Below are 25,178 nucleotides of genomic sequence, written 5' to 3' on the forward strand. Positions count from 1 at the left end.
GCATTCGGAATCCAGCTATGGGATCGCCCAGATTTGAACTAGGGGCGCGGGCACCCAAGGCCCGAAGGTTACCAAGCTACCCCACGATCCCGTACTACCACCTCGACTCGACAGCGTGTAAAGCGTTTCGTTGCGAGGCGGCCGTGTCACGCGGGAGCGAGGCCCCAGAAGTACGCGATGCCGAGCGTCGTCGCGACGGCGAAGACGGCCTGGAGCGGCGCACCGACCTTCAGATAGTCGGCGAATCGGTACCCACCAGGACCGTAGACGAGGAGGTTCGTCTGGTAGCCGACCGGCGTCATGAACGCCGTCGAGGCGGCGAAGGTGACGGCGAGGACGAAGGCGAAGGCGTTGGCGTTCAGTTGCCGGGCGGTTTCGATGGCGACTGGGATCATCAAAACGACGGAGGCGTTGTTCGAGATGATGTTCGTCAGGAGCGCCGTGACGAGGTACATGAGGCCGAGGACGACCGCGAGGCCGCCACCGGCGGTGAGGACACTGCCGGCCCCCATGACGAACAGCTCCGCAAGCAGGTCAGCGCCGCCGGTCTCCTGCAGGGCGATTCCCAGCGGAATGACACCGGCAAGCAGGAAGATGACGTCCCACTGAACGGCGTCGTACAGCTCGGGCGGGCGGAGACAGCCGGTGAGGACCATCGCGAGCGCCCCGCCGAGCGCCGAGATGACGATGTGAATCGGCGTCAGGGCCGCGACACCCACAACGGCGGCGACGATGCCGACCGCGACGGGAATCTTCGACTGGCGGAAGTCCGGTCGTTCGACTTCCTGGGCGACGATGAAGTCGTTATTGCGGTTGAGGCGGTCGATGCTGTCTGGGGTGGCCTGCACCAGCAGCGTATCGCCGATGCGGAGTGTGACGTGGTCCATTCGCTGGCGGTACAGCTCCTGTCCGTGGCGAAGCGCCAGCACGGTCGCGTCGTAGCGCTGGCGGAAGCTCGTAGAGACGAGCGTCTCGCCGATGAGCGAGGAGCCGGGAGCGACGACGACCTCGACGAGATTCTTTCGCTCGGTCGCGGTTTCCAGTTCCGCGTCGTCAACCTCAACCTCGGGAATTACGTCCAGCCCCTCGACGTCGAGGAGGTCGACAAGTGTGTCCCGGTCCGTCCGAACGGCAAAGACGTCGCCGGCCTGGATCGCTTTCTGTCCGAACGGTTCGAGGAACGTGCGCTTCTCACGGACCAGTTGGACGATATCCACGTCGAACTCCGAGACTCTGAGCGCCTCCTCGACAGTCTGGCCGATGAGCGGGGAGTCTTCGCGGACGACAACTTCGGTCAGGTACTCACCCATCTCGAACTCCCGGGTGAGGTCCTCTTCGGCCGGGATACGCGACGGGACCAGATAGCGCCCGACAGTGAGCAGATAGATCGTCCCGATGATAGTCACGATAATGCCGAGCTGGGTGAACTCGAACATACTGAACGGACGGCCGATCAGTTCCGCCGAGAGCTGCGAGGCGAGGATGTTCGTCGAGGTGCCGATGAGCGTCAACATCCCGCCGAACATCGAGGCGTAGGACAGCGGCAGCAGTAGTTTCGACGGCGAGAGCTTGCCCTTGTGCGCGATATCGGTCACCATCGGCAGGAGAATGGCGACGGCAGCGGTGTTGTTGATGAACCCGGAGATAGGCGCGACCAGCCCGACGGTCGCACCGAGCTGTTTCGTTTCGCTGTCCCCGGTCAGGGAGGCGATTTTCGCGCCGAGGATCTGGACGATTCCGGTCCGCTGGACGCCGTCGGAGAGAATGAACATCGCCAGCACAGTTATCGTCGCCGTCGAGGCAAAACCCGAAAGCCCGCGATCCAGCGGCGATAGCCCGTCGCCCGGCTGATGTAACACGTACACCGGCTCGGCGAGCAGCCCGATATCGGCCGCGAGTACCGTCACCGGTTCGGCCAGCATCAGCGCCACCATGACGGCGATAGCAGTCACGTCGACTGGCAGCGCCTCCGTCGCAAACAGCACCAGCGCAGCGACGATAACCGCGAAGACGAACAACATCCCCGGCGTAACAGGTGGCAGCGACACGTCTGGCCCCTGCGCCGCCAGTGACAAAAGCATGGGTCGTTTGCGTGCGGTGGCGTCCGCTCACACCCTGACCAGGCAGCCGACGTTTATCCCTGTCCGGGCCGAAGGAGTGGCAATGAGCCTTTTCAACGATCTCGGTCGAAAAGTCGAGGAGCTGAAACAGGAGGTCGGGAACGCGTCCGACGACGAAGCCACCCACCGGTGTATCGAGTGTGATACGCTCCTCTACACGGACCACGACGAGTGTCCCGAATGCGGGAGCACGTCAGTCATACCCATCTCTGACTAGCAACAGCGAGAAACCGCCTGGCCGGTGTCGCGTCGCTCACCGCGTCGGCCCGTCACGACCCAGGTCTTCGAGCAGGGCGTCGTAGCTCCGGCCGAACACCGCCTGTTTTCTGAGCGAGGTTATCGCGACCTCGAAGACGGGGATGGCGAACTGCCCGCCCGGTCCGCCGACGACGACGGCCGCTTCGTGGTCCGTCTCGTCGGTCCACTTGCCGTCGAGTTGCCGGACGAGTACTTCGCCGAAGTAGCCGCCGAGTTCCCGCACGACACTGGTGAACGCGCGGTCGTCGAAGGAGTCGTCGCTCCCGAACGTCGTCTCGGCGAATCGCTCGTCGTCCCACTCCGCGTCGACCAGATCGTCGAGCCGCGAAAGCGAGGCCGGCGAGAAATCGAGGTCGTGTTCGCCCCAGAAGTCGGCGAACTCGACGGCGGTGTCGGCGTGGTCCGCCCGGACCGTGCCGGGTTCCCACGAGCGGGCCATCGAGCCAGCGGTCGAGTCGCTGCCGGTGGAAGCAGGCTGCTCACGTTCGTCAGCGGCCGCCGTATCAGGCGTCTCGTCAGCGGTTGCGTCCTGTGACGGTGCAGTCTCAGTGGCATCAGACGCCTCGACATCCCCGACAGGAGCCGATGTGTCGGGACGATCATCGGACTGTTCCACGGCGTCGGATTCCGCAACGGCTGCCGGCGTGTCATCGACCCCCGCGGCGTCAGCGGTGTCTGCAGGCGACTCGTCACCCGTGGTTTCGGAAACCGCCTCCGCGTCTGTAGCGACGTCTGACGACGCATCCGGCGAGATATCGGGCTTTGATTCGTCGTCTATCGATGTCCCGGCCGCTCCGTCGTCGGCTGTATCGGTCACTGCTTCGTCAGCAGATGTGTCGGTTGCTGCTCCCGCGGGCGCGTCGACAGTTCGGTCCTCGTCGCGAGTGTCGATAGCCGAGTCTTCGGGAAGTGTCTCGGCCGCCGGCGCTTCGTCCGAGGGGTCCGCTGTAGCACTGTCGGCTGTCGGTTCCGCTTCGTCGATGTACGCGGCCGCTTCGTCGGCAGTGGCCATATCAGCGGTATCATCGGCATCGGCCGTCGTCTCGACAGCATCAGTCGTGTCAGCAGTCGGTCCGTCTTCAGCGGCGTCGAAGGTCGAGTCCGATGCCGGTGTTTCGGCCGTTGGTTGCTCATCGGCAGTATCAACAGCCGACTGCTCGGCAGCGGGTTCGGTGGCCGGCTCCGCATCGCTTGAGTCGATAGTCGACCCCTCCTCGGTGGTTTTAGCGGCCGACGGCTCGCTGCCGGCATCGTCTGACGCTGACTCGGTCGTCTCGGGCTCTGCGTCCTCGCCGATGTCAGCGGTCGAACCGTCGGCGTCGTCACTGCCCCACGGTGGCTCGTTCTCTGGCTCGTCAGCGGCCTCACTGACGGCTGGTGTGGGGTCGGTGTCGTCCGGCCGGTCTTCGCCTTCCGACTCAGATTCGACCCGCCGGACGATTCGGGTCGGCTCTGTTTCGATGGCCTGGGACGAATCGGTAGCAGCGGTGTCGCCGGCAGTTGCCTCACTTCGCTCATCTGTCGCCGTCGGTTCGGGCGGTCCGTCGCGTTCGTCCGCCTGTCCATCGTCGACGCGGCTAACGACCCGCGTCGGTTCGGAGACGACGCTGTCGGCGTCGGTTTCGTCCGCGTCCGGCTCTGTCAGACCGTCGTCGTCAGTACTCTGTATGCTATCCAGTTCCAGGTCGGATTCCAGACGCGTCACGACGGCCGCAAACACCGGTTTGTCGGCGAACGAGCGAGCGGCCACGTCGAACACCGCGACACCCACCTCATCGTCCGGGCCGGCGACAGCGACGCCCCATCGACCGTCTGACTGGACCCACTTGCCGTCGTACGCCCGCACGAGGAGTTCGCCGAGGTAGCTTCCGAACCGAACCGTGTTCTCGGTGTAGGTCGTCACACTCGCGGCGTCGCCGACGGTTTTGCCGTCGTAGCTCTCCTCGATAGCCGTATCGAGGCGGGCAAGCGCGTCGGGGTCGAAGGTCAGCGGGTCCGCGCCGTCGACGACGTGCTCGGCGTACTCCCGGAACGTCGTCGGGTCGAGCGTCGCTGTATCCAGAAGGTCCGGCCCATCGTCGGACGGCGGGTCGCCCCCGGCCGCCCGCTCGTCCCCGTCGGTCGACGAGTCATCGCCACCGACGGCGCGACGGATCGTATCGAACAGGCCCATGGACACCGGAAGTACGTGCCGCTACAAGAATGTACGCCGAAAGGATACTCGGCCGACAGGTCTGCGGAACGAACGCGGCTCAGTGCTCGTCGCGCAGTTCCATGTCGGCGACGATCTCGTAGGGGTGCTGTCCCTTTCGGATGCCGTCGAGCAGCTGGAACGACTCGTCGGGCGCGAGGAAGTGCCGGGTCACGGCTCGGCCGAGCGGCGTCGGTGAGAGCCCGTCGATAAATTCGTACTCCAGTAGCTTCCCGAGCGCGTGCTTGGTCGGGACCTCGCCGACCATCCGGTCGTTGAGCCGCTTGGCCTGCTTGCCGGCGACGGTGACGTTCGCCAGCGTCTCCTCGACGGCCGCGCCCTCGTCGTAGCGGGTGATGACCGGCTCCATCTCGCCTTTCAGGAGCTTGAACGCCACCTCGTCCTCGGTCATCTCCATGCTGTTGTGGTACGAACAGTCCGGCTCGACCAGCATGTAGACGGTGCCCTTGTCGTGGTAGTCCGGGCGACCAGCCCGGCCGAGCATCTGGCTGAACTCCTGAACGGTGAGCCACTCGATACCCATCGCAAGCGAGTCGAAGATGACCTGCGAGGCCGGGAAGTCGACCCCCGCCGCCAGCGCCGCCGTCGTCACGACCGCCGCGAGGTCCTGATCAGCGAACTGCCGCTCGACCCGCTGTCGCTTCCGGTTGTCCAGCCCGGCGTGGTACGGCGCGGAGCTGTACTCCAGTTTGCGTGAAATCTGGTGACACCGGCGTCGGGAGTTCGTGAAGATGATGGTCTGGCCGCGGTACCCCTTGCTCGACTTGTTGTCGAAGGCTCGCTTGACGAGCTTCTTCTCCGTCTCGATCTTCTCGCGGCCGTCGGCGAACGTGACGTGGCGCTCGATGGGGACCGGCCGCTCCTCGAACTCGATGAGCGTCGCCCGGAGCTGGTCGGCCAGCTGGCCGGGGTTGCCGACCGTCGCCGAGAGGTAAATCCACTGCGTATCGCCGCTGTCGGGTGCGCCGCCGGACTCGCAGTAGTATTTGAGTCTGGAAATCAGGCCGTCGAGGCGGTGGCCTCGCTCGTCCTCGCCGAGCGTATGCACCTCGTCGATGACGACGGTCCCGACCGTCCCGAGGTCCTTGCCGGTCCGGAGCGCGTGGTCGATTCCCTCGTAGGTCCCGACGATGACATCGGCTTCGGGGTCGAAGCGTCCGCCCTCGTCGGCGATGCGGCTCGCGCCCACGCGCAGCGACACGTCGACCATGTCGCCGTAGCGGTCCTGGAACTGCTCGTACTTCTGGTTCGCGAGCGCGACCAGCGGGACGAGAAACAGCATCGTTCCCTTGTTGTTCAGGACGCGGTCGATGCCGGCCATCTCGCCGATGAGCGTCTTCCCCGTCGCCGTCGCGCTCACGACCAGCTGATCGCGGCCCTCCGTGGCTCCGTGTTCGACGGCGAGGCTCTGGACCGGGAGCAGGGTGTCGAACCGGGATTCGAGGTGTTCTTGCATGCCCGGGTGGAGGTCCAGCGAGTCGACGCGAACGGGGTCGACCTCGTCGACGGTCGCCGAAATCTCGTCGAACTTCGTCAGGTCCGGGTCCAGCTGGCCCGACAGGAGGTTCGTCACGCGGTCGAGGTCCTGCACTTCGAGCAGGAGCTCTTCGAGCCGGTCGCGAGCGTCGCCGCCGATGTTTCCTTTGTAGGCGAGTTCTCGGTCGAGCTGCTGGCGAGCGCACTCCGGGCAGATGGTCTCGTCGTCAGTCTCGATAGCCGTCTCGCTGGTAATCGGCGAGTAGCGCCCGTCGGAGGCACACAGCCGACAGGTCCGGACGACCTTGGCCTCGATCTGGTACGCGTCGAGCATCTCTCGGATGCGCTCGCGTGCACGCGGAGCAGTCTGCTCGGAAATACGAATGCGGGCCGCACGGCGGGCGAGGTCGACGAACTGGTCGGGCGAGCGAAGCTCCTCGCTGGTCCCGTCCTTGACGCGGAGCCGACGCGGGCGGGGGCCGGCGTCGGTCTCCTTGAGTTCGAGGATGCCGTGGAAGAGCCGCTCGCCGTCCCGGTGGGCGGCGACGCGGAACTCCTCGCCATGTTCGTGGAGGAACAGCGTCTCTACCTGTGCGGCCTGCTGTGACACAATTATCTAGTGGCGACTGCGCTACTTGAGCGGTTCGGACTAGCTGTGGGTGTTACTGGTGCTGTGACAGTTGATTTAAACAGCCGGAAAGCCCCGGTCGGCTACGCTCCCGCGCCTCGCTGTGCGCTTCCCTCGCTTCGCTCGGTACAGTGCTTGCGTCGTCGGGGTTCGCGTAGCCGACCGCCCCTTTCAGTCCCACCCAGCATGGCTTGTCCAACGAGCGACGGGTAGGGCAGTCTGGCCCGCACTGTTCCAAGTACGGGGAGAAGTGAACTGTTGCTCCGGGTCACCCTTGCAGTTTGATTTCGTCGTCGCCGGCGGGAACCGCACAGAGGAACGCGCCCGGTTCGTCGCCGTCGTTGCGGTACCAGTGGACAGCGCCGGCGGGGATGTGGAGGCTGTCGCCGGCTTCGACGTCGTGTTCCTCGCCTTCGATACCGACGGTATACCGCCCCGAAAGGACGTACTGCTCGTGTTCGATGTCGTTAGTATGTTTCGGCACGCTGCCGCCGGGGGCAAGCGTGAAGCGACGGATTGCGAGGTTGCCGCCGCCCCCCTCCTCGCCGATGAGGACGCCCTTTTCCAGCCCGTCGGCTGCGTCGACGGCCTCGTACTCGATGTCGTCAGCGCGGCGAATCAGTGGGTCGCTCATGTGCGGTCCATCGCGGGCGCGCCGCAAAGGCGTACCGGCGTCGGTTACCACGGCAGTTCCGCCAAGGGGGCTTAAGACCGTCCCCCGATAAGCGACGGGTATGCGCCGGTTCCGCATCGGAAGCGCGTTCGGAATCCCGATCCAGTTGGACCTGACATTTCTCCTCGTGCTACCGCTGTTCGCCTGGATTATCGGGACACAGATCGAGCAGACGACCGAGCTGTTGAACGGGACGCTGAACGCCGGGCTGGACGCGGCCGTCCTCACCGACGGCGCGCTCGTCTGGGTACTCGGCATCGGTGCGGCCCTCGGCCTGTTCACCGGCGTCGTCCTCCACGAACTCGGCCACTCCCTCGTCGCTATCCGCTATGGCTTCCCTATTGACTCCATCACGCTCTGGCTGTTCGGCGGCATCGCCCAGCTCAGCGAGATGCCCGAAGACTGGAAACAGGAGCTGGTCATCGCTATTGCCGGCCCCATCGTCAGTATCGCCGTCGGCGCTGTCTGTTTCGTCGCGTTCCAGCTTCTCCCAAGCGGTGCGGCGACAGCCATCGAATCAGCACGGTTCATCCTCGGCTATCTGGCGCTGATGAACATCGCACTGGCGGCGTTCAATATGCTCCCCGGCTTCCCGATGGATGGCGGCCGCGTCCTGCGCGCGCTGCTGGCCCGCCGGCGGTCGTACGCCAGAGCCACCACCATCGCCGCCGAAGTCGGGAAGGTGTTCGCCGTCTTCCTCGGCCTGTTTGGCATCTTCGTCCTCGGAAATATCTTCCTCGCCGGCCTGGCCTTCTTCATCTACATCGGCGCGGCGGGCGAGTCCCGCCAGACCTCGATGCGGGCCGCGTTCGAGGGCGTCACCGTCGCGGACGTGATGACGCCGGCGGACCACGTAACGACAGTCCCCGAGGACATGTCCGTCCGGGAACTCATCCAGACGATGTTCAAGGAGCGTCACACCGGCTATCCGGTCGAGCGCGGCGGCGAGGTCGTCGGCCTCGTCACGCTCGAAGACGCCCGCGCCGTTCAGGAGGTCGAGCGCGAGGCCTACACCGTCGGCGACGTGATGACGACGGAAATCATCACAATCAGTCCGGAGACCGATGTGATGGACGCGCTGACCTCGCTCCAGCAGAACTCCGTCGGTCGCCTGCTCGTCACTGACGAGGACGACTCCTTCGAGGGGTTACTCACCCGGACAGACATCATGACAGCGCTCTCGATTATCAAGTCCAGCGGCGACTTTACCCCCATCGGTGAGACGGAGACCGAGACTGTCCGGCCGGAATCAGGGATAGAGCGGTAACGGTCACTCGCCGTCGAGATACGACATCGCGTCCTCGTCGGAAACCTGGTCGAACTGCTCGTAGTACTGGCCGACGGCGCGGAACGCCGACGGGACCTCCAAGCAGACCACCTCGTCGACCAGCGCTTCGAGGTCCGAAATCGCCCGCGGCGAAGCGACCGGCACCGCAAGCACGAGTCGCTCGGGACCGGCCTGTCGGATCTGCTCGATGCAGGCCCGCGCCGTCGCGCCCGTCGCCACGCCGTCGTCGACGAGGCAGACTCGCTTCCCGGTAAGTGTCGGCGACGACTCCGAACTGCGGTAGCGCTGGGCCTTCTGTCGGGCGGCTTCCGCCATCTCCGCTCGTGTGCTCGCAACGTAGTCCCGGGGTATCTCGCGTTGCTCGATGACATCGGTGTTGAGCCAGACCGCTCCGTCCGCGGCGACGGCGCCGATAGCGTACTCGGGGTTGTTCGGTGCGCCGATCTTCTTTGCGACCGCGATGTCCAGCGGGACGTCGAGCGCGTCGGCGACGGGGCGGCCCACTGGCAGCCCACCGCGCGGTATCGCGAGGACGATGTCGACCGCGATATCTCGCTCGCGCAACGCCTCTCCCAGCCGTCGACCGGCAGTTTGCCTGTTCTCGAACGTCGGGGAGCGGTTGCGTGCCATACTGGTTAATTCGCTGTCGGGAAGCAAATAGCTCCGCATTCTGACGGTCAACTGGAAACCTCGCACCAGCCGAAGGGCACCGTTACTCGTCGGACAGCGCCGCGGCAATCGCTTCGAGTTCTCCCTTCCGGAAGGGCTGTTCCGCGTCCGCCGGGTCGTCGTCCTCGCGCTCGCCGATTGTCCAGAGAATCCCCGCCCGCATCTGCGGCTTCGACGGCAGTCGGTCCGTGTCGATATCGTACCCGACAGCTTCGCAGATGGCCGCCAGAGCTTCCTTGGTGAAAGCAGTCGAGACCGGGCGTTCGTACCGCCCGACAGCCTCGCGGATCTCGTTCCGCAGTTCGTCGACAGTTGGTGACATACGCGTACTGGCGGCGGGACCGATTGTGTAGATTCCGGTCCGGTTACGCCATCGCGCCGCCTGCGACGGGGGCATCCGTCCGATGGATGCCGGCCCGCCAGCGTAACTCCGCCCGCGAAACGTGACCGAACTCGGCTCGACGGTGACAGCCCGGACACAGCGAGACGACGTTGTCCAGCGTGTGTGCGTCTCGGACGGCGAGCGCTGGCATCACGGCGAACAGCCGAACCGGCACGATGTGATGGACGTCCGGGTTCCGACCCAGTTCGTCGGCAGCAGTGCCACACAGCACGCAAGCGTGGTCGTCCCGCGCCAGGGCCTGCTCGCGCACCGACCGCCATCCCGGTCCGTACTCGCCCACGCCACCGCCGCGCCAGTTCGGATGCCCGTCACCGGTGAACGCCGCCGAAAGCCACTCCGCGTGGCAGTCACGGCTGCAGAGGACGACTTCACTCTGAATCTGACTCGGATATCGCTCAATGCGGGCGTCGCAAACGTCACAGGAGACCGATAGTTTGCCACCGGACCACGAGTGGTGTGCAGCTCCAGAAATTTGTGGCGGGTCGCGCCACGCCGCGTTCTCGACACAGTCAGAGCAGTATACCCCATCTTTCTCCGACGGGTAATACTCGAACTTCGCGCCACAGACCTCGCAATTCGTCTGCTCTGTCGCATCCGAAAAGTTCGGATTGGCTTTTCCTTCGTACGATACAGCGGCATCGTGGCAGTGCTTCGAACAGTAGGCTCGGGCGGACTCACAGTAGAAGGAATCTCCACAATGGTTGCACTCTCTATTCGGTAGCCGTTCGTCGTGGACGCGGCTATGATGCACCCCAAGACCACGTCGACTATCGAATACCCGACCACATGTCGGACAGTCAAACTCTTTCACAGGGCAGACAAGAACGTAGTAGATAGTAAATATGAGCCGAGTGGGGTGAAAGTAAAACTAAACGTACTGATGTCCTCGGTTCAAAACATATAAGAAAATTGATACAGTCCGGGTGCGGGAATTGAACCCACGTCTCAGCCACCACAAGGCTGAAGGATACCACTACCCCAACCCGGACACGCTTATTGAGGCAATCATAGATATTCCGCTGGAACAGAAATACGTTACGAATCGGGGAACCAGTGAGTCGTGAGAGCGCGTGACAGCGGTGGCACGTCGGTTCGGAGTTGAGTTCGACTATAGTAGCCATTGAAAATCAGTGCACACCTGCTCGCACGCCTGCAATGCGGTCAGTGTGTAAACCATTTCAATTGTTACGATAGCTCACCGGCTGCTTCGAGACGCTTTTACACAGCCGACGCGTACAGAGAGGCACGCGTGGCCATCACGGACAAAATCTACGTCAAGAACCACCAGCAGCTCGCCTCCCAGCTAGAGACGAGCTTCCCGAAGGGGGCGTTCAAGGGTGCGACGCTGGACATCCTGTTTCAGGGCGAGGGGTTGGCAAAGCTCGACGAAGCCTCCAGAGAGCGAGTCCTGGATTTCGCTGAGGACTTCCTCGACTGTGACTGTGAGGCCAACCCCCACTGTGGTTGTGCCGAGCGGAAGTTCATCTCGTACCTGCTGGAACTGCGCGAACAGGGAATGGGGCCGGACGCAATCGTCGACGTGATGAGCGACGACTACATGCTGTATGCGTATCCGGGCGACGTGCTCTCTTTCCTCGATAACTCCGTCAGAACGTTAGAAGCCGTGGAAACCCTGGCCGATGTCGATGGGCGCGACGACGTCGCCGAGGACGTACAGCAGAAACGCCAGCGGTTACTCTAGGTCGTCGAAGCTGCCGATGCGATAGGAGGCGTCTTCCTCTTCGCCCTGATCGAGGTCTTCGAGATGAATGACCTCGTCTTGATCCATCTCGTCGAGTTGCTGGCGGAGCTTCGTGACGTAGCGCTTGTGTTCTTCCAGTTGTTCGCGGAGGTGTTCGGCTTCGAGTTCGAGTCGCTCGTGCTCGCGGACGAAGCTCTTCGGAACTTCGACTTTCGGCGGGAAGCTCTCGGTACTGGTCTCGGTTGCGTCGTCCTCGAACTCGTGTTCCGGCGCGACCTTCACCTGACCGTCGTGGGAAACAAGCGTGTCGACGTAGTCACGAAAAACTGCGGACAGCGAGATATCGCGTTCCTCGGCGATTTCGCGGAGGGTTTCGAATTTGTCCTCGCTGACGCGGAAGGAGATAGTCTTGTTTTTGTTGCCCATAGTTATGTACTGTTTCAGCAGCAACGTATTTAATCGTTTGTCAGACGCTACCGGACCGGTCCCTTGGTGGCCGTCTCTGACGACAGTCGAACCGCTGTGATTTAACAGCCGGCCGACCTCGGTTCCGGCAGAGATGGCGACAGACATCGACGCGACCGCTCACCACTTCGGTATCATCGTCAGCGATCTGGACCGCGCCGTCGAGTTCTACCGCGACGTGCTCGGACTCGACGTGCTGACGCGCTTCTCGGTCGGTGACGAGGCGTTCGGCACCGCCGTCGACATCGAAGGGGCCAGCGCCGAACTGGTGCACCTCGACGCCGGCGGCGCGCGTCTGGAACTGGCGAGCTACGAGCCGGAAGGCGAGGCGATGCCGGACCCGGACCTCAATCGACCGGGAGCGACCCATCCCGGGCTGGAAGTCGACGACCTCGATGCGGTCGCCGACCGACTACCCGATGATGTCGAAACGCTCAGCGGCCCGCAAACGACCGAGAGCGGGACGACGATCATGTTCGTCGTCGATCCAGAAGGGAACCGAATCGAGCTACTAGAGCCGTAGCGCCGGTCGACCTGCCAGCAGCGAAAAATCGAGGACGGTGCCGCGGTCAGTCCGCGCTGGCTTCGGCCTGTTCGTCCTGCAGGCTCTCCAGCGCGCCGACGACCGACTGCCGATAGTTCTCGATTGACAACTGCTCGTACTCCTCGTCAGCCATCGAGATATACTCGTCAGTGGCCGGGTCCTCCATGTCGGCTTCCTTGTACCGCTTGACCCGGTCAAGCGTTCGCTCGGCCGTTTCGACGACCCAGCGGTCCCGCGTCGCTTCGTCGACCTTCGAGATGGACTCGGGGCGGATCGAGACGTTCACTTCGCCCTCGTCGGTCTCGTAGGTGCGTGGCTTGCCGACGACAGCGACGTAGGCCGGCGGCTCCAGTTCGCGCAGCATCGACGCCGCGTCGGGCTGGTACTGCCCGGCGTACATGAAGAACGTGTCGCCGTTGGGGTCGACGACCCGGCCCTGCCAGTACTCGCTGTCCTCACCGACGTCTTCGGTTTCGGTGAGGGTCCCGACCAGGAACACGCGGTTGGCGCGCTGGCCGGTCGGCAGGAGGACGTACACCGGCGCGCGGTCGTCGTCGGATTCCTTGAACGTGTAGCTCGCGTCGTTGAACTCGCGTGCGAAGACGCGCCGTGCGACCTCGCGGGTGGGTGTACTCGCCATTTAGATCGACCTCGCTTTGATGAGAATCTCGTCTGCATCCACGGCCCCGGTCAGTCGCTCCTGCTCGTCGGCGAGCAAGTAGCGGCCAAACGTCGGACCGCGGACGCGGTAATACCGGCCGAGGATTTTCTGTCGCATCTCGTCGGCGACAACGGTGGTGTCGAGCGCGTCCATCGCCATCTCCTTCGCCTCTTCGAGGGCGATGCCGGTCAGCTCCTCGGTCGCGTCCTCGTCGAAGATGACCTCGGTGACCTCCTCGCCGTCGTCGAGGACGCCCTTGATTCGGAGGTCGAACTCGCCTTCGACCTCGCCGTGTTCGCTACAGCGGCCGTTCTGGAGGACGCGCGTGCAGTCGTCCTCCGGACAGCGCTTGATGAGCCCGGAGCCCGACTGGATGTCGACCAGCGCGCCCTCGGCCTCGACGCTGTCGTCGCCGACCTCAATTGCCTCGTCGAGTTCCTCGATAGTGGTCGTCCGGTTGAGCTTCACGGAGAAGCGGCCCTGGTACTCGTCGGTGACGACGTTGCGCAGGGCGTAGGACTTCCCTTCTTCGAGCGACGGGAGGTCGGACTTCGACCACTTCGTGAACTTGATCGTGCCCGTCTCGTCGCCCAACAAGCCGACCTGGGCCACGGCGTCGGCGCGCGGCTCCCAGAGTTCGACGACCGTCGCGCGAACGTCGACCCACTCCTCGGGGGCGTCGACATCGGCGACGTTCACTTGCTCGTTGCCGCCGCCGTCGCCGCCGCCCAGCTGGTCGCGGTCCATACCAGCCTCGTCGAGGTACGTGTTGACGACGCTCCGGCGGGCCTCACTGATGGGGACCTGATAGTCGTTCACCAGCGTATCGAGCCGCTCGACGACGTCGTCGACGTCGATCTCTAGCTGGTCGGAAAACTGCTCGTGTATCTCTGTCGCGTGGGTACGCAAATCTGACTCAGTCATTGGCTTTCACTGTCTCCGCCTGGTTTTCGTTGGGAGACATCCGACGCTTGGTCGCCTTCGGATATAAACACTCGCCCAGCGGAGTGAAAGTGAAAGTGAGTGAGGGTGTTGCGGTCCCACAGTCGCGGCGCGAGAGCCACGCGAGAAGATTGATTTGTCGCGGGGCACAACGGTCAGTATGGCCGACGACGACCGACTCGCACGGTTCATCCGAGATACCTTGCGGTCGGCCGAGCAGCAGCTCTCGGACGCGAAGAAGGCCTACAAAAACGGCAAGCGGTCGGCGGAGGCCGGCCTGCCCAGGGACGAGGAGGGCCGGGCTCGAATCGTCTGTCGCCGCCACGCCGAGTACCGCGCGGTGTCGATGGACGAGCAGCGTCGGCCAGTCTGCTACGACGCAGAGAGTCCGGACTGTCAGGGCTGTGTCGAAGACATCAGGGACGGGACGATAGAAACGTGGTAACTCGCTGACGGCAGTGGGTTCTGTTGGTACTCTCCTCGGTCGCCAGTACAACATTTTAGCACTGGCTGGGCAAAGCCCGAGTATGGAGCGACCAATCGTCGCGCTCGTTCTGGCCGGCGGCACCGGCACGCGCCTGTATCCGGCGAGTCGGAGCGACCGCCCCAAACAGTTTCTCTCCTTCGGGGAAGACGAATCGCTACTCGCCGAGACTGTCAGTCGGGTCGGGTTCGCCGACGAGACCTACGTGTTGACGCGCGAATCGTTCGCCGACGGGGTGCGAACGCGCGCGCCGAGTGCTGCGGTGTTGACCGAACCGGAACCCAAAGACACCGGCCCGGCGCTGGCGTACGCGGCCCACCGCATCCGCGAACAGGTCGGCGACTGCGTTCTACTGTGTCTGCCGAGCGACCACCGGATTTCGGGGCCGTTCGAGACGGTCGCACGGACGGCCGCGCGGGTCGCAGTGGAAACCGAGGGGCTCGTCACCGTCGGTATCGAACCGGACCGGCCGGCGACCGGCTACGGCTACATCAAGCCCGGACCGTCCGAGAACGGCTTCGCGCCGGTCGAAACGTTCCACGAGAAGCCCGACCGGGAGACCGCAGAGCGGTACGTCCGGGAGGGGTTCTACTGGAACGCCGGCCTGTTCGCGTGGACGCCGACGGCCCTCCTGTCCGCCGCGGCGTCGTCGCCGCTTGCACCCATGGTCGAGCGACTCGACGACGGGGACCATGACGCCGCCTTTGCCGCTGTTGACCCGGTGAGCATCGACTACGCTGTGCTCGAAGACGCCGAGAACGCCTTCGTCGTCCCGGCGGCGCTGGACTGGGACGACCTGGGCTCGTGGGACGCCTTCGAGCGCATCCTCGACAAACAAGACGGAAACGCGGTGCTGGGCGACGCGATTACCATCGACGCCGATGGGAACGTGCTGGCGAGCGACGGGCACGTCAGCGCCGTCGGCGTCGAAGACCTCGTGGTGGCGTCCTTCGACAACCGAACACTCGTCGTCCCGAAAGACGAGGCTCAGCGCGTTCGGGAGGTCGTGTCGGAGCTACGCGATGACGAGCGATTCTGAGCGGATCGGCGGCCAGGGCTGTTAGCTCCGCATCGCGCCGCCGTCGACGGGCAGGGCCGTCCCGGTGACGTAGGAGGAGCGGGCCGACGAGAGGAACGCCACCACGTCTCCGAGTTCCTCGGGCTGGCCAACGCGCTGCAGCGGCGCGTCGGACCACGATTCGATGCCCGTCTCGTAGGAATCGTACTCGCCGCGCTCGACGGCCGCCTCGACGAGTTCCTCGATGCGGGGCGTCTCGTGTGCACCGGGGAGGACGGCGTTGACGCGGACCTCCGGCGCGAACTCGCGGGCCTGGGTCTTCATCAGGCCGATGACGGCCCGGCGGACAGCGTTCGAGAGCACCAGGTCGTCGATGACCTCCCTGACGGATCGGGAGGTGATGTTGACGATAGTACCGTCGTCGGAGTCCCGGAGATACGGATAGGCGGTCCGGGTGGTCCAGACGGCGCTCATCACCAGCAGGTCGTACGCGCCGTACCAGTCCCGTTCGGTCGTCTCCATGAACGGTCCGGGGGCCGGGCCGCCGGCGCTGGTAACGACGTGGTCGAGGCCGCCGAAGGTGTCGACGGTCTCCTCGACGAGCGCTTCGATCTGGTCGGGGTCGGTGATGTCGGCCTCGACGGCCAGTACGTCGCCGTCGCCGATTGATTCGAGCCGGTCCCGTGCCTCGTCGACGTGTTCCGGCGTTCGGCCACAGACGGCCACGTCGGCACCCTCAGCGGCGAGGGCTTCGGCGCTCGCGAGTCCGAGGCCGCTCGTCGCGGCGGTACACAGCGCTGCGTTGCCATCGAGTTCGAGGTCCATGTCCGGGAGAAGTACCGACTGTCCCAAAAAGTCCCGCTCGCAAACTGTCCCAGTTACCGTGACTGCACAGCGGCCTAGCTGCCCCAGAAGTTGTCCCGGCTCCCGAGACGCCGGCCGTCGTCGTCGGGGTCGTCGTCCGTCTCGTCGGTATCGGTGTCGCTCTCGCTGGTTTCGGATTCGGAGAGCTCTTCGTCCATCTCCAGTCGCTCGACCTCCTCGGCGCGGGCGTGGTTCGAGTGGACGTTCGTCACCTTGACCAGCGAGCGGGCCGGCGGGAGCACGCCGTCCACCATGATGATGAAGCCGTCCTCGGTCCGACCGACGCCGGCACCGCTCTCGTGGATGTCCTCGACGTCGACGGCGACTTCCTCGCCCATCTTGACCGGCTGGCTCTTGAGTTCCGAGATGGGCTGGTTGTAGTGATTGCACCACTCGGCGCCGCCACGGTCGCCGTAGTGGGTACAGCCCATCCCCTGAATTCGTTCGGTGAATTTGGGACAGTCGTCTGCGAGCGGACAATCGGCCATATCAGGGGATAACGTGGCCGCTGGCAAAACGCTTGCGACCCCATCTCCGCGCCGCACAGCCTGTTATTACGTTTGAGATTTTCACCGGCACACACTTTACTGCCACTCGCTGGTTGTCGCGTAGCATTCGGCAGCGCCCAGAGCTATGAGAACGCAGATGTCGGCAGGGCTGGTTTGCCTGCTTCTGGTTTGCACGTCTCCAGTCGCCCTCGGTGTCGAGTCGAGTCCACCGGCACAAATCGGCACCAGCGACAGCGATAGTTCGATTGATGTCCGGTACGCAATCGACAGAGAGCCGACCCAGACCGGTCGGGTACGGGTGACCGCGACGATTGAGCGACCACGGCACGTCACTGGACTGTCGGTGCGGACGCCGGCGGAGACGACAGTCCTCCGAGCCGACGGCCTCCGGTCAGATGGCGACCGCTGGCGTCTCAGCGGCGATACGAGGACAGCACAGTTGACCTACACTGTGCCGGTCGGACTCTCGACGACGTTCGGCCAGCGGACCGCCGGCACCGACAACTGGACGCTGCTGGCCAGACAGGAAGTGTCACTGCGTGCCCGCTGGCGCTGGCGCGCCGGGCCGCAGCCCAGATGGAACGAGTCGCTCGTACTCGCGCCTGGCCAGAACGGTGTCGCCGGGCGTACGGCCGCCTACATCGGCCCACACGAGACAGAACTCAGAACAGTCGACGGGGACCGAATCACCCTCGTTGTCCCGGCGGCTGCGGACCTGCGACCCAACCGAACCGCCGTCTTGGACTCCATCAGTCACGCGAAGCGTGCCTCGACCGCCGGAACGGATCACGACCACATCCGCGTGTTCGTCGCGCCGAACGAACTCGCACCGGGCGGGTACACCCCGTCGAACGGCGAGTCGGATGTCATCGTCAACGCCGGCGAACCCGTCCGTTCCCCGGTCAACGTCTGGGTCCACGAGTACCGCCACACCCGGGAGACGTTCGAGACGACACCGGCGATGGACTGGCTCAGTGAGGGGAGCGCGGACTATCACACCGCGGCGCTCACCTACAGCGCGAGCGGTATCGAAAAAGACCAGTTTCATGAGAGGATTACGACCGAGCGCCACGAAACCGCTGACCTGACACAGCCCGATAGCTGGGACGGGCCGGGCGCGCAGTACCACAAGGGAACGCGTGTCGTCGCGGCTATCGACGCCCGCCTCCGGCAGGCGACCGACGGGAACCGAACGTTCGAAGCGGTCCTCGACGGGCTGACTCGGCGAGACGAGCGAATTACACTCAGGCTGTTCGCCGAGACAGTGTCGGCTGTCGCCGGGGACGACCTCGACGCGTTCGTTCGACAGGCTGTCACTGACACCGCGCCGTCGGTCCAGACCGACGCGCTCACTGATCGTGACCTGCGGCGAAGCGGCGTAGCGGATACGACCGACCGGCAGGCGAATTTCGCGCCGTCAGTCGATAGCAGCCCGGCCACAGCGACCAGCGGCGACGACGAGGGCAAGCACGGCGTCGGTACCGCACGGCCCGTCACCGACCGTCACGGGGAGTGGACCATGCTCGGGACGCTCGGCATACTGTCGGTGGTACTGGTCGGTCGGCAGCGACGGCGCAAACGGCTGTAGCGCTTCGATGAGCGCTTGGCCTACTTTGAGAGCGTCGCTAGGCCACGCATCGCGTCCGAGCGCCAACGCGGCGTTCTGTGCCGAATATGTTTTTCCACAACTGTCATGCCGGCCGCTTACCTGTCACCTGACAATGGCATCACAGTCCATTTTCGAGCGGATCGGCGGTCGCGACGCGGTCGACGCGGTGGTCTCGGACTTCTACGACCGGGTGCTCGACGACCCGGTGCTCGACCCGTACTTCGAAGCGACCGACATGGACCAGCTCCGCAGCCACCAGGCGCAGTTCATCAGTGCCGTCGCCGGCGGACCGGTCGACTACGACGGCGATGACATGCAGACCGCCCACGAAGGCATGGGAATCACCGAAGAAGCGTTCGCCAACGTCGCGACCCACCTCGAAGCCGCGCTCCGGGAGAACGGCGTCCCCGACGACGACGTCGAAGCGATTCTCACTGAGGTCGCTGCCATGGAAGACGACATCGTAGAAGCGTAGCACCGGGGTTCGGACGCATTCAGACACAGCGCCGGAGCCGTTCGGAGACCGGAACAGCTCGGTGTCGCTGTAGGGCTGGCCCTGTGAGCAGGCACAGCCCCAGTAGTAGCAGTACCGATGGTTCACCCGTGTTTTCAAAACAATAGCTGGGTGTGAAAATATCGCTGTTTCATACGTCTCGCCGGGAAAACCATGGTTGTGGAGGGTGTGAAACTGATACCATCCCCCCAAGTCGGGTTGCCGTGCCTCTGACAGGTCATGCGAGCCGACTAGGTATTGGCAGTAGTGCACCCTTCACTGCGACATTCTAAAGACTGGTTCTGGTGAGACATACCGACGGTGACAGGCATTTTCAGAGCGGTCAGCCGGCAGCGAACCGTGGGGGACGCTGGAATGCGACCGATGGCGCGCTTGGTTGTTTTGAGAATGTGACTCCTCGGCGTGTAGCGTGGCTGTCTACGTTGCTTTTATTCGGAGATAGCGGGATGGTGGGATTCTCACCCGAGGCCAGGCCTCACTTCGTTCGGTCTGGCGTGATTCGAATCCCCCTGCGTGCTGCGGTTCAGCACGCTTCACTATCGTTCAGCGGCTTCACGGGCACGGTGGGAACCTGAATATCGCCAATTCGCAACGTTGATTTTAGTACTCATTGTTCTCAAATATCTGGGAGGAAATCGCTACGCTGTTCAGCCTGTTCGCGATCAGAACGCCGGTCGTAGTGACGGTCGAGAATATCCGTGCTGGCGTTGAGTCGATCCTTCACGACTCGGCGGGGAACATCCTCACGACGGTAGTAGGTCACTCGGCCACTGCGAACATCGTGAGGAGATCGGGCCGAAGGGCACTTACTGGCGTGGTCGATGTGCGTGGCTTCGCAGTCATCGATATCGCGGTCATGCGGGCAGTCTTCACCGCGCCAGCAGGGACGAGTGATCCGATACAGTGTCGTTCGGAAGGTGTTGCCAGCTGGTCGACCGTGTGATGTTGTGAGCAGGGGTTCTCGTCCGTATTCGTCGGTCACGTCGTCCCGGTGGAAATCGATGTAATCCTCGATGTACCGAGCGGTCTTCTCGCTGATTCGGTTCCACCGAGTTCCTGCCTCGCGGTTCTTGAGCGGCGTGTCTGTTTCAGGACGATGGACAAACTGTAGGGCGGGCCCAGAGAACCGTGGGTGATCGCCCTCCAAGTCCACGTCTTCGAGGTCGAGGCCACGGATTGCGCCAGTGCGCGCACCGGTTTCCCAGAGCAGAGCGAGAATGATGTGGTCACGCGTGCTGGGACGGGCCTTTTCGAGATAGTCCAGAATCTCAATTGCGCGCTCAGGGTCGAGCGTGGTCTCCGACACGTCCTCGCCGTTGGTCATCGTCGGCAGCGTCAGCTTTTCATAGAAACCCTGCGGGACAGCGTCAATGTCAGCAGCAAACTGGAGGAAGCGACGGAGTGTCGCCAGCTGGCCCTTGAGCGTGACTGTCTTGATAGGGTCACGTCCGTCACCCTGCCCTTCGCGTCGCCAGATCCGATACTTGTAGAGGTCCCGACCAGTGAGTTCGTTCAGGTTCTCGATGCCTTCCTCATCGCAGAACTGCACGAACGCCTGGAGACGATGCTTGTTACTCTCCCGAGTCGACTTTGCGTGTTCGTCGACCATCGCGTCGTGAAACATCTCGACGGCCTCATGAGGCGGGATCGGATCGAGGTCAGTCAATAGAACCACCTCTGAGAGCCGGGCGAACGCTGGGCTTTTTATTTGGCGAGGCGACTGTCGTCGTGCGGGGCGTAGACCCCGTATCGGTTCCTGTTGACATGGATGCGGTAACGGAACCACTCTCGGGCCGTGTTCCAGCACGGCCCAGTTCTGAATGGCTGAGAGCCATCAGTGGGCGGCCCGCAAGAACACTATTACCCAGAAAGTGCATAAATGTATCGGGAAGCTATATTTGATTGGTTGGTAAGAAAATGCACGTAAGGACTGAAATAGGTGGGTCGAGTAATATTTGTAATTCAAATGCGCTTATCCGGTTCGTGGCAGAGCGTCTGGGACGACCGTATCCTCGAATGGATGCGAGAGAACGAGGGTACGGGAACACCCAAAGAAGTCCACGATAGCGGGTTAGTCCGCGTTTCGAGAACTCAGGTTGGCCGACGGATGAAGAAACTCGCCGAGAATGGGCTTCTAACTCACGTCGGTAACGGAGCCTATGTGATTACTGACGAAGGGAAAGCGTATCTCGATGAAGAATACGACGCCGAGGAAGGCGTCTATATCAACGGTAGTGGCCCAACGGAGCCGTCGACGAGTGCCGACGCAGAGACGAACGACGTGTAATCGCCCTCCACCATGACGATTCGCAAGACAGCCCGCTGGCAACGGAGTATCGACGACCGGATACTGGAACACCTTCGGGATGACTCGGTGTCAACAGCCAAGCAGATGGCTATCCGTGACAATATTCACGCGACAGAAGCGCAGGTACAAGACCGGTGTCGGGTGTTGGCCGATGCTGACCTGGTGGCGTTTCTGACTGAGGATCAGGATTTTGTCGAGTTGACGACTGAAGGCGAGCAGTACCTTGAGGGCGAGATCGACGTGGAACTGTATCCGTATCCGCGGCATCCGAAGGCAATGGAATAAGCCGACCCGAGGGGGTGGGTCGGTGGGTGGGTTGAGATATGTCTATTATATACAGCGGGTCTGATAAAAATTCAAAATGATCAGTTACGCATCAGGGCCGGAGTCTTGCGCGAGAGTGGCCGAGCTATCACCTTCTTGAGTCTCATAAATCACCCGTAAGTCGTACTTCGAACCGACACCAGGGTTGATTGTTTGTCCTGCAGAAACATCTGAGCCACCAGAAACAGATGCACCTTCGTAGGTGTTCCATGATCCAGCAGTTGTTTCTCCGCCGCTATCGAAGTCACCACGAATATAGAGTTCCTGTGCCTGGATTGAATCGCCACCATCGTGCGTGATTGTCACATTACCATCAGTGTCAGCTGAGCTGTTTGCACTGTATTCCCAGCTAAAGCTGGCTTGTGGGGTTGCCTGCTGTGCCTGGTCACCGAGACCGAGGACGAAGGATGCGATTACTGCTGCGAGGATAACTGTAATTGCGACCATCAGAATGACGCCGATCACCGGTGAGACGGCGTCATCTTCAGTAAGCAATTCTTTCAGGTTTGTTAGATCCATACGGAACAGTCCATGAGAGACAATGGTATAAACCTCTCAGACTGTTCAGAGCAAATCCGGCGTTACAAGGCCGCACTATAGATTTTCAAGACTATGTTGTAGCTTGCAAGCTCGGCTTGAACACCAATTATCAGCAAAACGCATGGATATCGGGGGGCTATCCAGGCCCGGAACACCGGTACAAAGCCGGTTATCCTATATCCCGTTTTCAGCGAGACGGGTCACTGTCTCGCAGTTATAAGTTTGGACTTGGAGTGTATCAAAATTGCGGATACACTCACAAATGTAGTTCCAATTGGTAGAAGATCAGAGGAGAGTGTTATTCAACAGATCCGCGTTCACGGAGCAGCTCGAGAAGTTGTGTCCACTCAACGTCTTTCTCGAATAGACCAGCTCGAAGGTTCCACGCCCACGGCGCGGCGTCATCAGGATCGTAGCCTGTTGCCTTCTCGATTTCTTCGAGACTACCACCAAACAGTCGGTCAGTCGGCGCATCAGCATCAGCGGGCCACGTTTCGAAGAACTCCGCGCTCTTCTTAGCCGCTTTGTACATCGCCAGCGTCGAGAGACGCTTACGTTCAGGATGGAGATCCTTGCCGGTATGAACCACGACGGCCTCCATGTCCACACCAATCTTCGCGTATCGCTTCGCCAACGGCGTGTACTGTTCGGCTACCTCACGACGGTTCGTCCGAGCATCGAAGTGCGTCGAGCCTTCGTCGATCAAGATGGCTTTCGGTCGGTCCCGATGTTCGAGCAGCTGCACGGCGAGATCGTGAGCTGAGGTGACGACAATATCCGTCTGTTCCCACGTCCGGACGTTCGAGAGTACCAGAAGGTCATCGAGGTCGAGCGCCCGCAGCGTGATCAGGAGGATAGCCGTGTTGGTCTTGCCCGTGTTCGGGTTGCCCGCTGCAGTGATGAACGCCGGAGCGCCGTTATTCTCAATCTCGTTTAGGAGCATCATCGGGAGCCGCAGCGCCGAGGCGTCGAGGTCCTGTTCCGTGACACCGACGATGTGCGACATGACCGAGCCGTTGCCAGCAGCGACGGCTTCCGTCGCCGTGTCGGTCAGGACCTTCGAGGAGATCGCCTGTCCGAGAGCCGTGTCCTCGAACGTGGAGCTACCTACCGGTGACCGGTCGGTTTCTCGCATCGCCGTTTCCATGAACGACAGCGCCGCGCGGTCTTGCTGATCCTCGACGATACCCGTGTGCGGTAACAGCCGGTCGTCGCCGTCGAGTTCGCCCTGTACCTGTTCGTAGAGCTTCGCAGCAGTCAGTAGATGTTCGTCAACGCTGTCAGTCATCAGCGGACACCTCAACAGAGTCGGAACTGTCCTCGACGAGCTGATCCCGGAATGCGTATGCGAAGCCGAGCAGCGGAACGACAACTGAGACGACAGGCAGGGAACCGGGAACAGGACGATAGGCAGGATCGTATATCTGTTCTCCAGCGTTCTGCGTCACCTCCAGTGGCACATCAAGGGCCTGCGGTGGAACCGACCAGATGCCGGCCCAGAAGCCAGCTACGAACGTCACAGCAGCAGTTACCACGACGATGCTTTTCTCACGATGGGTTAGATTGAGTTCAATCATCAGCGGGAACACCTCCGTCACCAGCGCCAGCGAGATCGGCGAGGTCCTGGTCAAGATCGATGCGGACACCCGGAACATCAGACTCCGGAGACTCGTCGTTCTCAGCAGCGCGGATCTTTCGGTCAAGGCCGAACTGTTCGATAGCCGACTCTATCTCGTCGGTCAACCCCTCTCCTTCATCTGGAAGGGTGCCGCGCTCAAACGTCGAGACGATACGGAGAATCGCCTTGCGCGTGGCGTTACGGATGATGGTGAACGCCTGGGCTTCGATGGCGAAGCCGCGCTTGGCGTCAGCTTCGAGCTGGCCGCGACACTCTTCGACGGCCTGGAGCGTTCGCATCAGCTCACGGTCAGAGAGCGTGCCGCGCCAGCATCCTTCGACGGTCTGGGCTTCGAGATCGACGTTCTTACCGAAGGCAAGATTGGGACTTACCCAGTCGAGTTGGCCGTCCTCGACGGACCACTCGCGGAACCGTTGCCCAGGTGTCCGAAAGATACCGCCTTTCGTGTGACGGGCGTCAATGTCGACGAGCCAGACGTAATTCGGGTCCCAGAGCAGCGACCGGACTTTCTTGCCCGTCGGTCGCCCGGCCAGCGGAATGGTCACGAGCGCACAGAGTCCGATCAGACGCAGGCTTCGCGGGAGTTCGTAGCCGAGAATCGACGCGATGACGAACAGGACAATACCGACACCCGACGCGATCAACAGCAGGTTGTTCGTGAGCCACCGGAACAGTCGATAGGTCCGACTGTGATCCGGGCCAGGGTCAGCGTTGTGCGCCATCTCGTCGCGGTCGAGATCGGGATTATTCTCGTCGTCGGTCATGCCAGTCGCTCACCTCGTTGAGCAGACCCAACCTTCGCAGAGACCGCTTCGTACAGGACCGCAATCACGACACCGAGCGTACTGCCAAGGGCAGCGTTGCGAACGTCCTCGCCACTCCACGGGCCAGTGATTATGAACGAGTTGGGCTTGCGGAGGTAGTGGAACCGCTGTTGTTCGATGGATTGCTCAGTCCAGAGTGTCACGCCACCGCTGGACGGTACGCGAACGGTGGTCGTCGTATCCGCATCGACGACAGCCGCACGGAAAGAGACGCTGCCCGCTTCCGATCCGGCGTCAACCTGCGGAGCAACACTGACGACCTTGTACTCGTCCGACCAGAAGTCGATGACAAGCTGGCCGTCTTGGTAGCGGTAGTCTGTGACCACCACGTTCTCATCAACGACGAGTTCGACATCACTGGGTGCGCCATCGGGTGCGGAGACGTTCGTCGAGGTGGCCGTTTCGTTCGTTGTTTCCTGCGCTGCCGCTGGTGCAGCGAGAGCGATACAGCTGACGATCAGTATGAGGAGTATAGGCGTACGTGGGTTCATAGTCGAAAATCCG

General features: G+C 62.6%; 28 protein-coding genes and 2 tRNA genes. 10 read left to right on the forward strand and 20 right to left on the reverse strand.

Annotation, left to right across the window (positions count from 1 at the left end):
• Positions 1 to 18: 18 nt before the first annotated feature.
• Together AV929_RS13605 and AV929_RS13610 are read right to left on the reverse strand one after the other, a co-directional pair.
• Positions 19 to 91, reverse strand: a tRNA-Pro gene (locus AV929_RS13605).
• Between the two features lie 55 nt (positions 92 to 146).
• Entirely contained in the window at positions 147 to 2,021 is a 1,875-nt protein-coding gene (locus AV929_RS13610; RefSeq protein ID WP_064288522.1) for an SLC13 family permease, read from the reverse strand.
• 142 nt (positions 2,022 to 2,163) lie between these two features.
• Between AV929_RS13610 and AV929_RS22410 the strand changes: the two genes are divergently transcribed.
• The gene (locus AV929_RS22410; protein WP_014039076.1) at positions 2,164 to 2,337 is read left to right on the forward strand and encodes a hypothetical protein; all 174 of its coding nucleotides are present in this window, start codon (positions 2,164 to 2,166) and stop codon (positions 2,335 to 2,337) included.
• Between the two features lie 36 nt (positions 2,338 to 2,373).
• On the opposite strand, the gene AV929_RS13615 is transcribed toward AV929_RS22410, so the two are convergent.
• The 3 genes from AV929_RS13615 to AV929_RS13625 form a co-directional block, all read right to left on the reverse strand.
• Positions 2,374 to 4,551 (reverse strand): hypothetical protein, encoded by a 2,178-nt coding sequence (locus AV929_RS13615; protein WP_064288523.1) that lies wholly within the window; start codon positions 4,549 to 4,551, stop codon positions 2,374 to 2,376.
• 79 nt (positions 4,552 to 4,630) lie between these two features.
• Complete coding sequence (locus AV929_RS13620) at positions 4,631 to 6,676, reverse strand: DEAD/DEAH box helicase (protein WP_050037315.1); 2,046 nt, start codon at positions 6,674 to 6,676, stop codon at positions 4,631 to 4,633.
• Between the two features lie 286 nt (positions 6,677 to 6,962).
• The gene (locus AV929_RS13625) at positions 6,963 to 7,328 is read right to left on the reverse strand and encodes a cupin domain-containing protein (protein WP_050037314.1); all 366 of its coding nucleotides are present in this window, start codon (positions 7,326 to 7,328) and stop codon (positions 6,963 to 6,965) included.
• Between the two features lie 100 nt (positions 7,329 to 7,428).
• Between AV929_RS13625 and AV929_RS13630 the strand changes: the two genes are divergently transcribed.
• Positions 7,429 to 8,634 carry a CBS domain-containing protein gene (locus AV929_RS13630; protein WP_014039072.1) on the forward strand — a complete coding sequence of 402 codons (1,206 nt, stop codon included), beginning with the start codon at positions 7,429 to 7,431 and terminating at the stop codon, positions 8,632 to 8,634.
• A 3-nt stretch (positions 8,635 to 8,637) separates the two neighbouring features.
• On the opposite strand, the gene AV929_RS13635 is transcribed toward AV929_RS13630, so the two are convergent.
• The 4 genes from AV929_RS13635 to AV929_RS13650 form a co-directional block, all read right to left on the reverse strand.
• Positions 8,638 to 9,285, reverse strand: coding sequence for a phosphoribosyltransferase (locus tag AV929_RS13635; protein ID WP_044951553.1), 648 nt, complete (start codon positions 9,283 to 9,285; stop codon positions 8,638 to 8,640).
• 82 nt (positions 9,286 to 9,367) lie between these two features.
• A complete protein-coding gene (locus tag AV929_RS13640) occupies positions 9,368 to 9,646 on the reverse strand; it encodes a hypothetical protein (RefSeq protein ID WP_014039070.1) in 279 nt (92 codons plus the stop codon).
• 43 nt (positions 9,647 to 9,689) lie between these two features.
• A complete protein-coding gene (locus tag AV929_RS21460; RefSeq protein ID WP_080510086.1) occupies positions 9,690 to 10,538 on the reverse strand; it encodes an HNH endonuclease in 849 nt (282 codons plus the stop codon).
• A gap of 106 nt (positions 10,539 to 10,644) precedes the next feature.
• Positions 10,645 to 10,715: transfer RNA gene (locus AV929_RS13650), tRNA-His, on the reverse strand.
• Positions 10,716 to 10,976: 261 nt separating this feature from the next.
• Here AV929_RS13650 and AV929_RS13655 point away from each other — a divergent pair.
• Positions 10,977 to 11,429 carry a DUF5814 domain-containing protein gene (locus AV929_RS13655; RefSeq protein WP_004590290.1) on the forward strand — a complete coding sequence of 151 codons (453 nt, stop codon included), beginning with the start codon at positions 10,977 to 10,979 and terminating at the stop codon, positions 11,427 to 11,429.
• Here AV929_RS13655 and AV929_RS13660 read toward each other — a convergent pair.
• Positions 11,421 to 11,855, reverse strand: a complete 435-nt coding sequence (locus AV929_RS13660; protein WP_004515935.1) for a CopG family transcriptional regulator — start codon at positions 11,853 to 11,855, stop codon at positions 11,421 to 11,423. The two genes, AV929_RS13655 and AV929_RS13660, sit on opposite strands and share 9 nt — an antisense overlap.
• Positions 11,856 to 11,988: 133 nt before the next feature.
• Between AV929_RS13660 and AV929_RS13665 the strand changes: the two genes are divergently transcribed.
• On the forward strand, positions 11,989 to 12,417 hold the full coding sequence (locus AV929_RS13665) for a VOC family protein (protein WP_014039068.1): 429 nt from the start codon (positions 11,989 to 11,991) through the stop codon (positions 12,415 to 12,417).
• A gap of 46 nt (positions 12,418 to 12,463) precedes the next feature.
• On the opposite strand, the gene AV929_RS13670 is transcribed toward AV929_RS13665, so the two are convergent.
• Both AV929_RS13670 and AV929_RS13675 read right to left on the reverse strand, forming a co-directional pair.
• Positions 12,464 to 13,078, reverse strand: a complete 615-nt coding sequence (locus tag AV929_RS13670) for an RPA family protein (protein ID WP_014039067.1) — start codon at positions 13,076 to 13,078, stop codon at positions 12,464 to 12,466.
• Complete coding sequence (locus AV929_RS13675) at positions 13,079 to 14,023, reverse strand: replication protein A (RefSeq protein ID WP_014039066.1); 945 nt, start codon at positions 14,021 to 14,023, stop codon at positions 13,079 to 13,081.
• A 178-nt stretch (positions 14,024 to 14,201) separates the two neighbouring features.
• Here AV929_RS13675 and AV929_RS13680 point away from each other — a divergent pair, with 178 nt between their 5' ends.
• Positions 14,202 to 14,486, forward strand: a complete 285-nt coding sequence (locus AV929_RS13680; protein WP_004960042.1) for a hypothetical protein — start codon at positions 14,202 to 14,204, stop codon at positions 14,484 to 14,486.
• 82 nt (positions 14,487 to 14,568) lie between these two features.
• On the forward strand, positions 14,569 to 15,564 hold the full coding sequence (locus AV929_RS13685; RefSeq protein ID WP_064288525.1) for a mannose-1-phosphate guanylyltransferase: 996 nt from the start codon (positions 14,569 to 14,571) through the stop codon (positions 15,562 to 15,564).
• Positions 15,565 to 15,585: 21 nt separating this feature from the next.
• On the opposite strand, the gene AV929_RS13690 is transcribed toward AV929_RS13685, so the two are convergent.
• Together AV929_RS13690 and AV929_RS13695 are read right to left on the reverse strand one after the other, a co-directional pair.
• Positions 15,586 to 16,368 (reverse strand): SDR family oxidoreductase, encoded by a 783-nt coding sequence (locus tag AV929_RS13690; RefSeq protein WP_014039064.1) that lies wholly within the window; start codon positions 16,366 to 16,368, stop codon positions 15,586 to 15,588.
• 74 nt (positions 16,369 to 16,442) lie between these two features.
• Positions 16,443 to 16,895, reverse strand: coding sequence for a TRAM domain-containing protein (locus AV929_RS13695; protein WP_014039063.1), 453 nt, complete (start codon positions 16,893 to 16,895; stop codon positions 16,443 to 16,445).
• Between the two features lie 145 nt (positions 16,896 to 17,040).
• Between AV929_RS13695 and AV929_RS13700 the strand changes: the two genes are divergently transcribed.
• Positions 17,041 to 18,504 carry a hypothetical protein gene (locus AV929_RS13700; protein ID WP_064288526.1) on the forward strand — a complete coding sequence of 488 codons (1,464 nt, stop codon included), beginning with the start codon at positions 17,041 to 17,043 and terminating at the stop codon, positions 18,502 to 18,504.
• Positions 18,505 to 18,637: 133 nt separating this feature from the next.
• A complete protein-coding gene (locus AV929_RS13705) occupies positions 18,638 to 19,000 on the forward strand; it encodes a group 1 truncated hemoglobin (protein ID WP_050037307.1) in 363 nt (120 codons plus the stop codon).
• Positions 19,001 to 19,655: 655 nt separating this feature from the next.
• On the opposite strand, the gene AV929_RS13710 is transcribed toward AV929_RS13705, so the two are convergent.
• Positions 19,656 to 20,663, reverse strand: coding sequence for a site-specific integrase (locus tag AV929_RS13710; RefSeq protein ID WP_064288922.1), 1,008 nt, complete (start codon positions 20,661 to 20,663; stop codon positions 19,656 to 19,658).
• Positions 20,664 to 21,005: 342 nt separating this feature from the next.
• On the opposite strand from AV929_RS13710, the gene AV929_RS13715 reads away from it, so the two are divergent.
• On the forward strand, positions 21,006 to 21,326 hold the full coding sequence (locus AV929_RS13715; protein WP_050037306.1) for a helix-turn-helix transcriptional regulator: 321 nt from the start codon (positions 21,006 to 21,008) through the stop codon (positions 21,324 to 21,326).
• 12 nt (positions 21,327 to 21,338) lie between these two features.
• Positions 21,339 to 21,632, forward strand: a complete 294-nt coding sequence (locus AV929_RS13720) for a hypothetical protein (RefSeq protein ID WP_050037305.1) — start codon at positions 21,339 to 21,341, stop codon at positions 21,630 to 21,632.
• 84 nt (positions 21,633 to 21,716) lie between these two features.
• On the opposite strand, the gene AV929_RS13725 is transcribed toward AV929_RS13720, so the two are convergent.
• The 5 genes from AV929_RS13725 to AV929_RS13745 all read right to left on the reverse strand — a co-directional run bounded on the left by AV929_RS13725 (position 21,717) and on the right by AV929_RS13745 (position 25,165).
• Positions 21,717 to 22,190: a type IV pilin gene (locus AV929_RS13725; RefSeq protein ID WP_064288527.1), complete on the reverse strand. Its 474-nt coding sequence runs from the start codon at positions 22,188 to 22,190 to the stop codon at positions 21,717 to 21,719.
• 319 nt (positions 22,191 to 22,509) lie between these two features.
• Positions 22,510 to 23,499, reverse strand: coding sequence for a hypothetical protein (locus AV929_RS13730; RefSeq protein ID WP_064288528.1), 990 nt, complete (start codon positions 23,497 to 23,499; stop codon positions 22,510 to 22,512).
• On the reverse strand, positions 23,492 to 23,788 hold the full coding sequence (locus AV929_RS13735) for a hypothetical protein (RefSeq protein ID WP_023843038.1): 297 nt from the start codon (positions 23,786 to 23,788) through the stop codon (positions 23,492 to 23,494). The genes AV929_RS13730 and AV929_RS13735 overlap by 8 nt, the downstream gene beginning before the upstream one ends.
• Positions 23,781 to 24,614 carry a hypothetical protein gene (locus AV929_RS13740; protein WP_064288529.1) on the reverse strand — a complete coding sequence of 278 codons (834 nt, stop codon included), beginning with the start codon at positions 24,612 to 24,614 and terminating at the stop codon, positions 23,781 to 23,783. The genes AV929_RS13735 and AV929_RS13740 overlap by 8 nt, the downstream gene beginning before the upstream one ends.
• On the reverse strand, positions 24,611 to 25,165 hold the full coding sequence (locus AV929_RS13745; protein ID WP_064288530.1) for a hypothetical protein: 555 nt from the start codon (positions 25,163 to 25,165) through the stop codon (positions 24,611 to 24,613). The genes AV929_RS13740 and AV929_RS13745 overlap by 4 nt, the downstream gene beginning before the upstream one ends.
• Positions 25,166 to 25,178: the final 13 nt, after the last annotated feature.

The sequence above is a fragment of the Haloarcula sp. K1 genome (genome assembly GCF_001647155.1).
GTDB lineage: Archaea > Halobacteriota > Halobacteria > Halobacteriales > Haloarculaceae > Haloarcula > Haloarcula hispanica.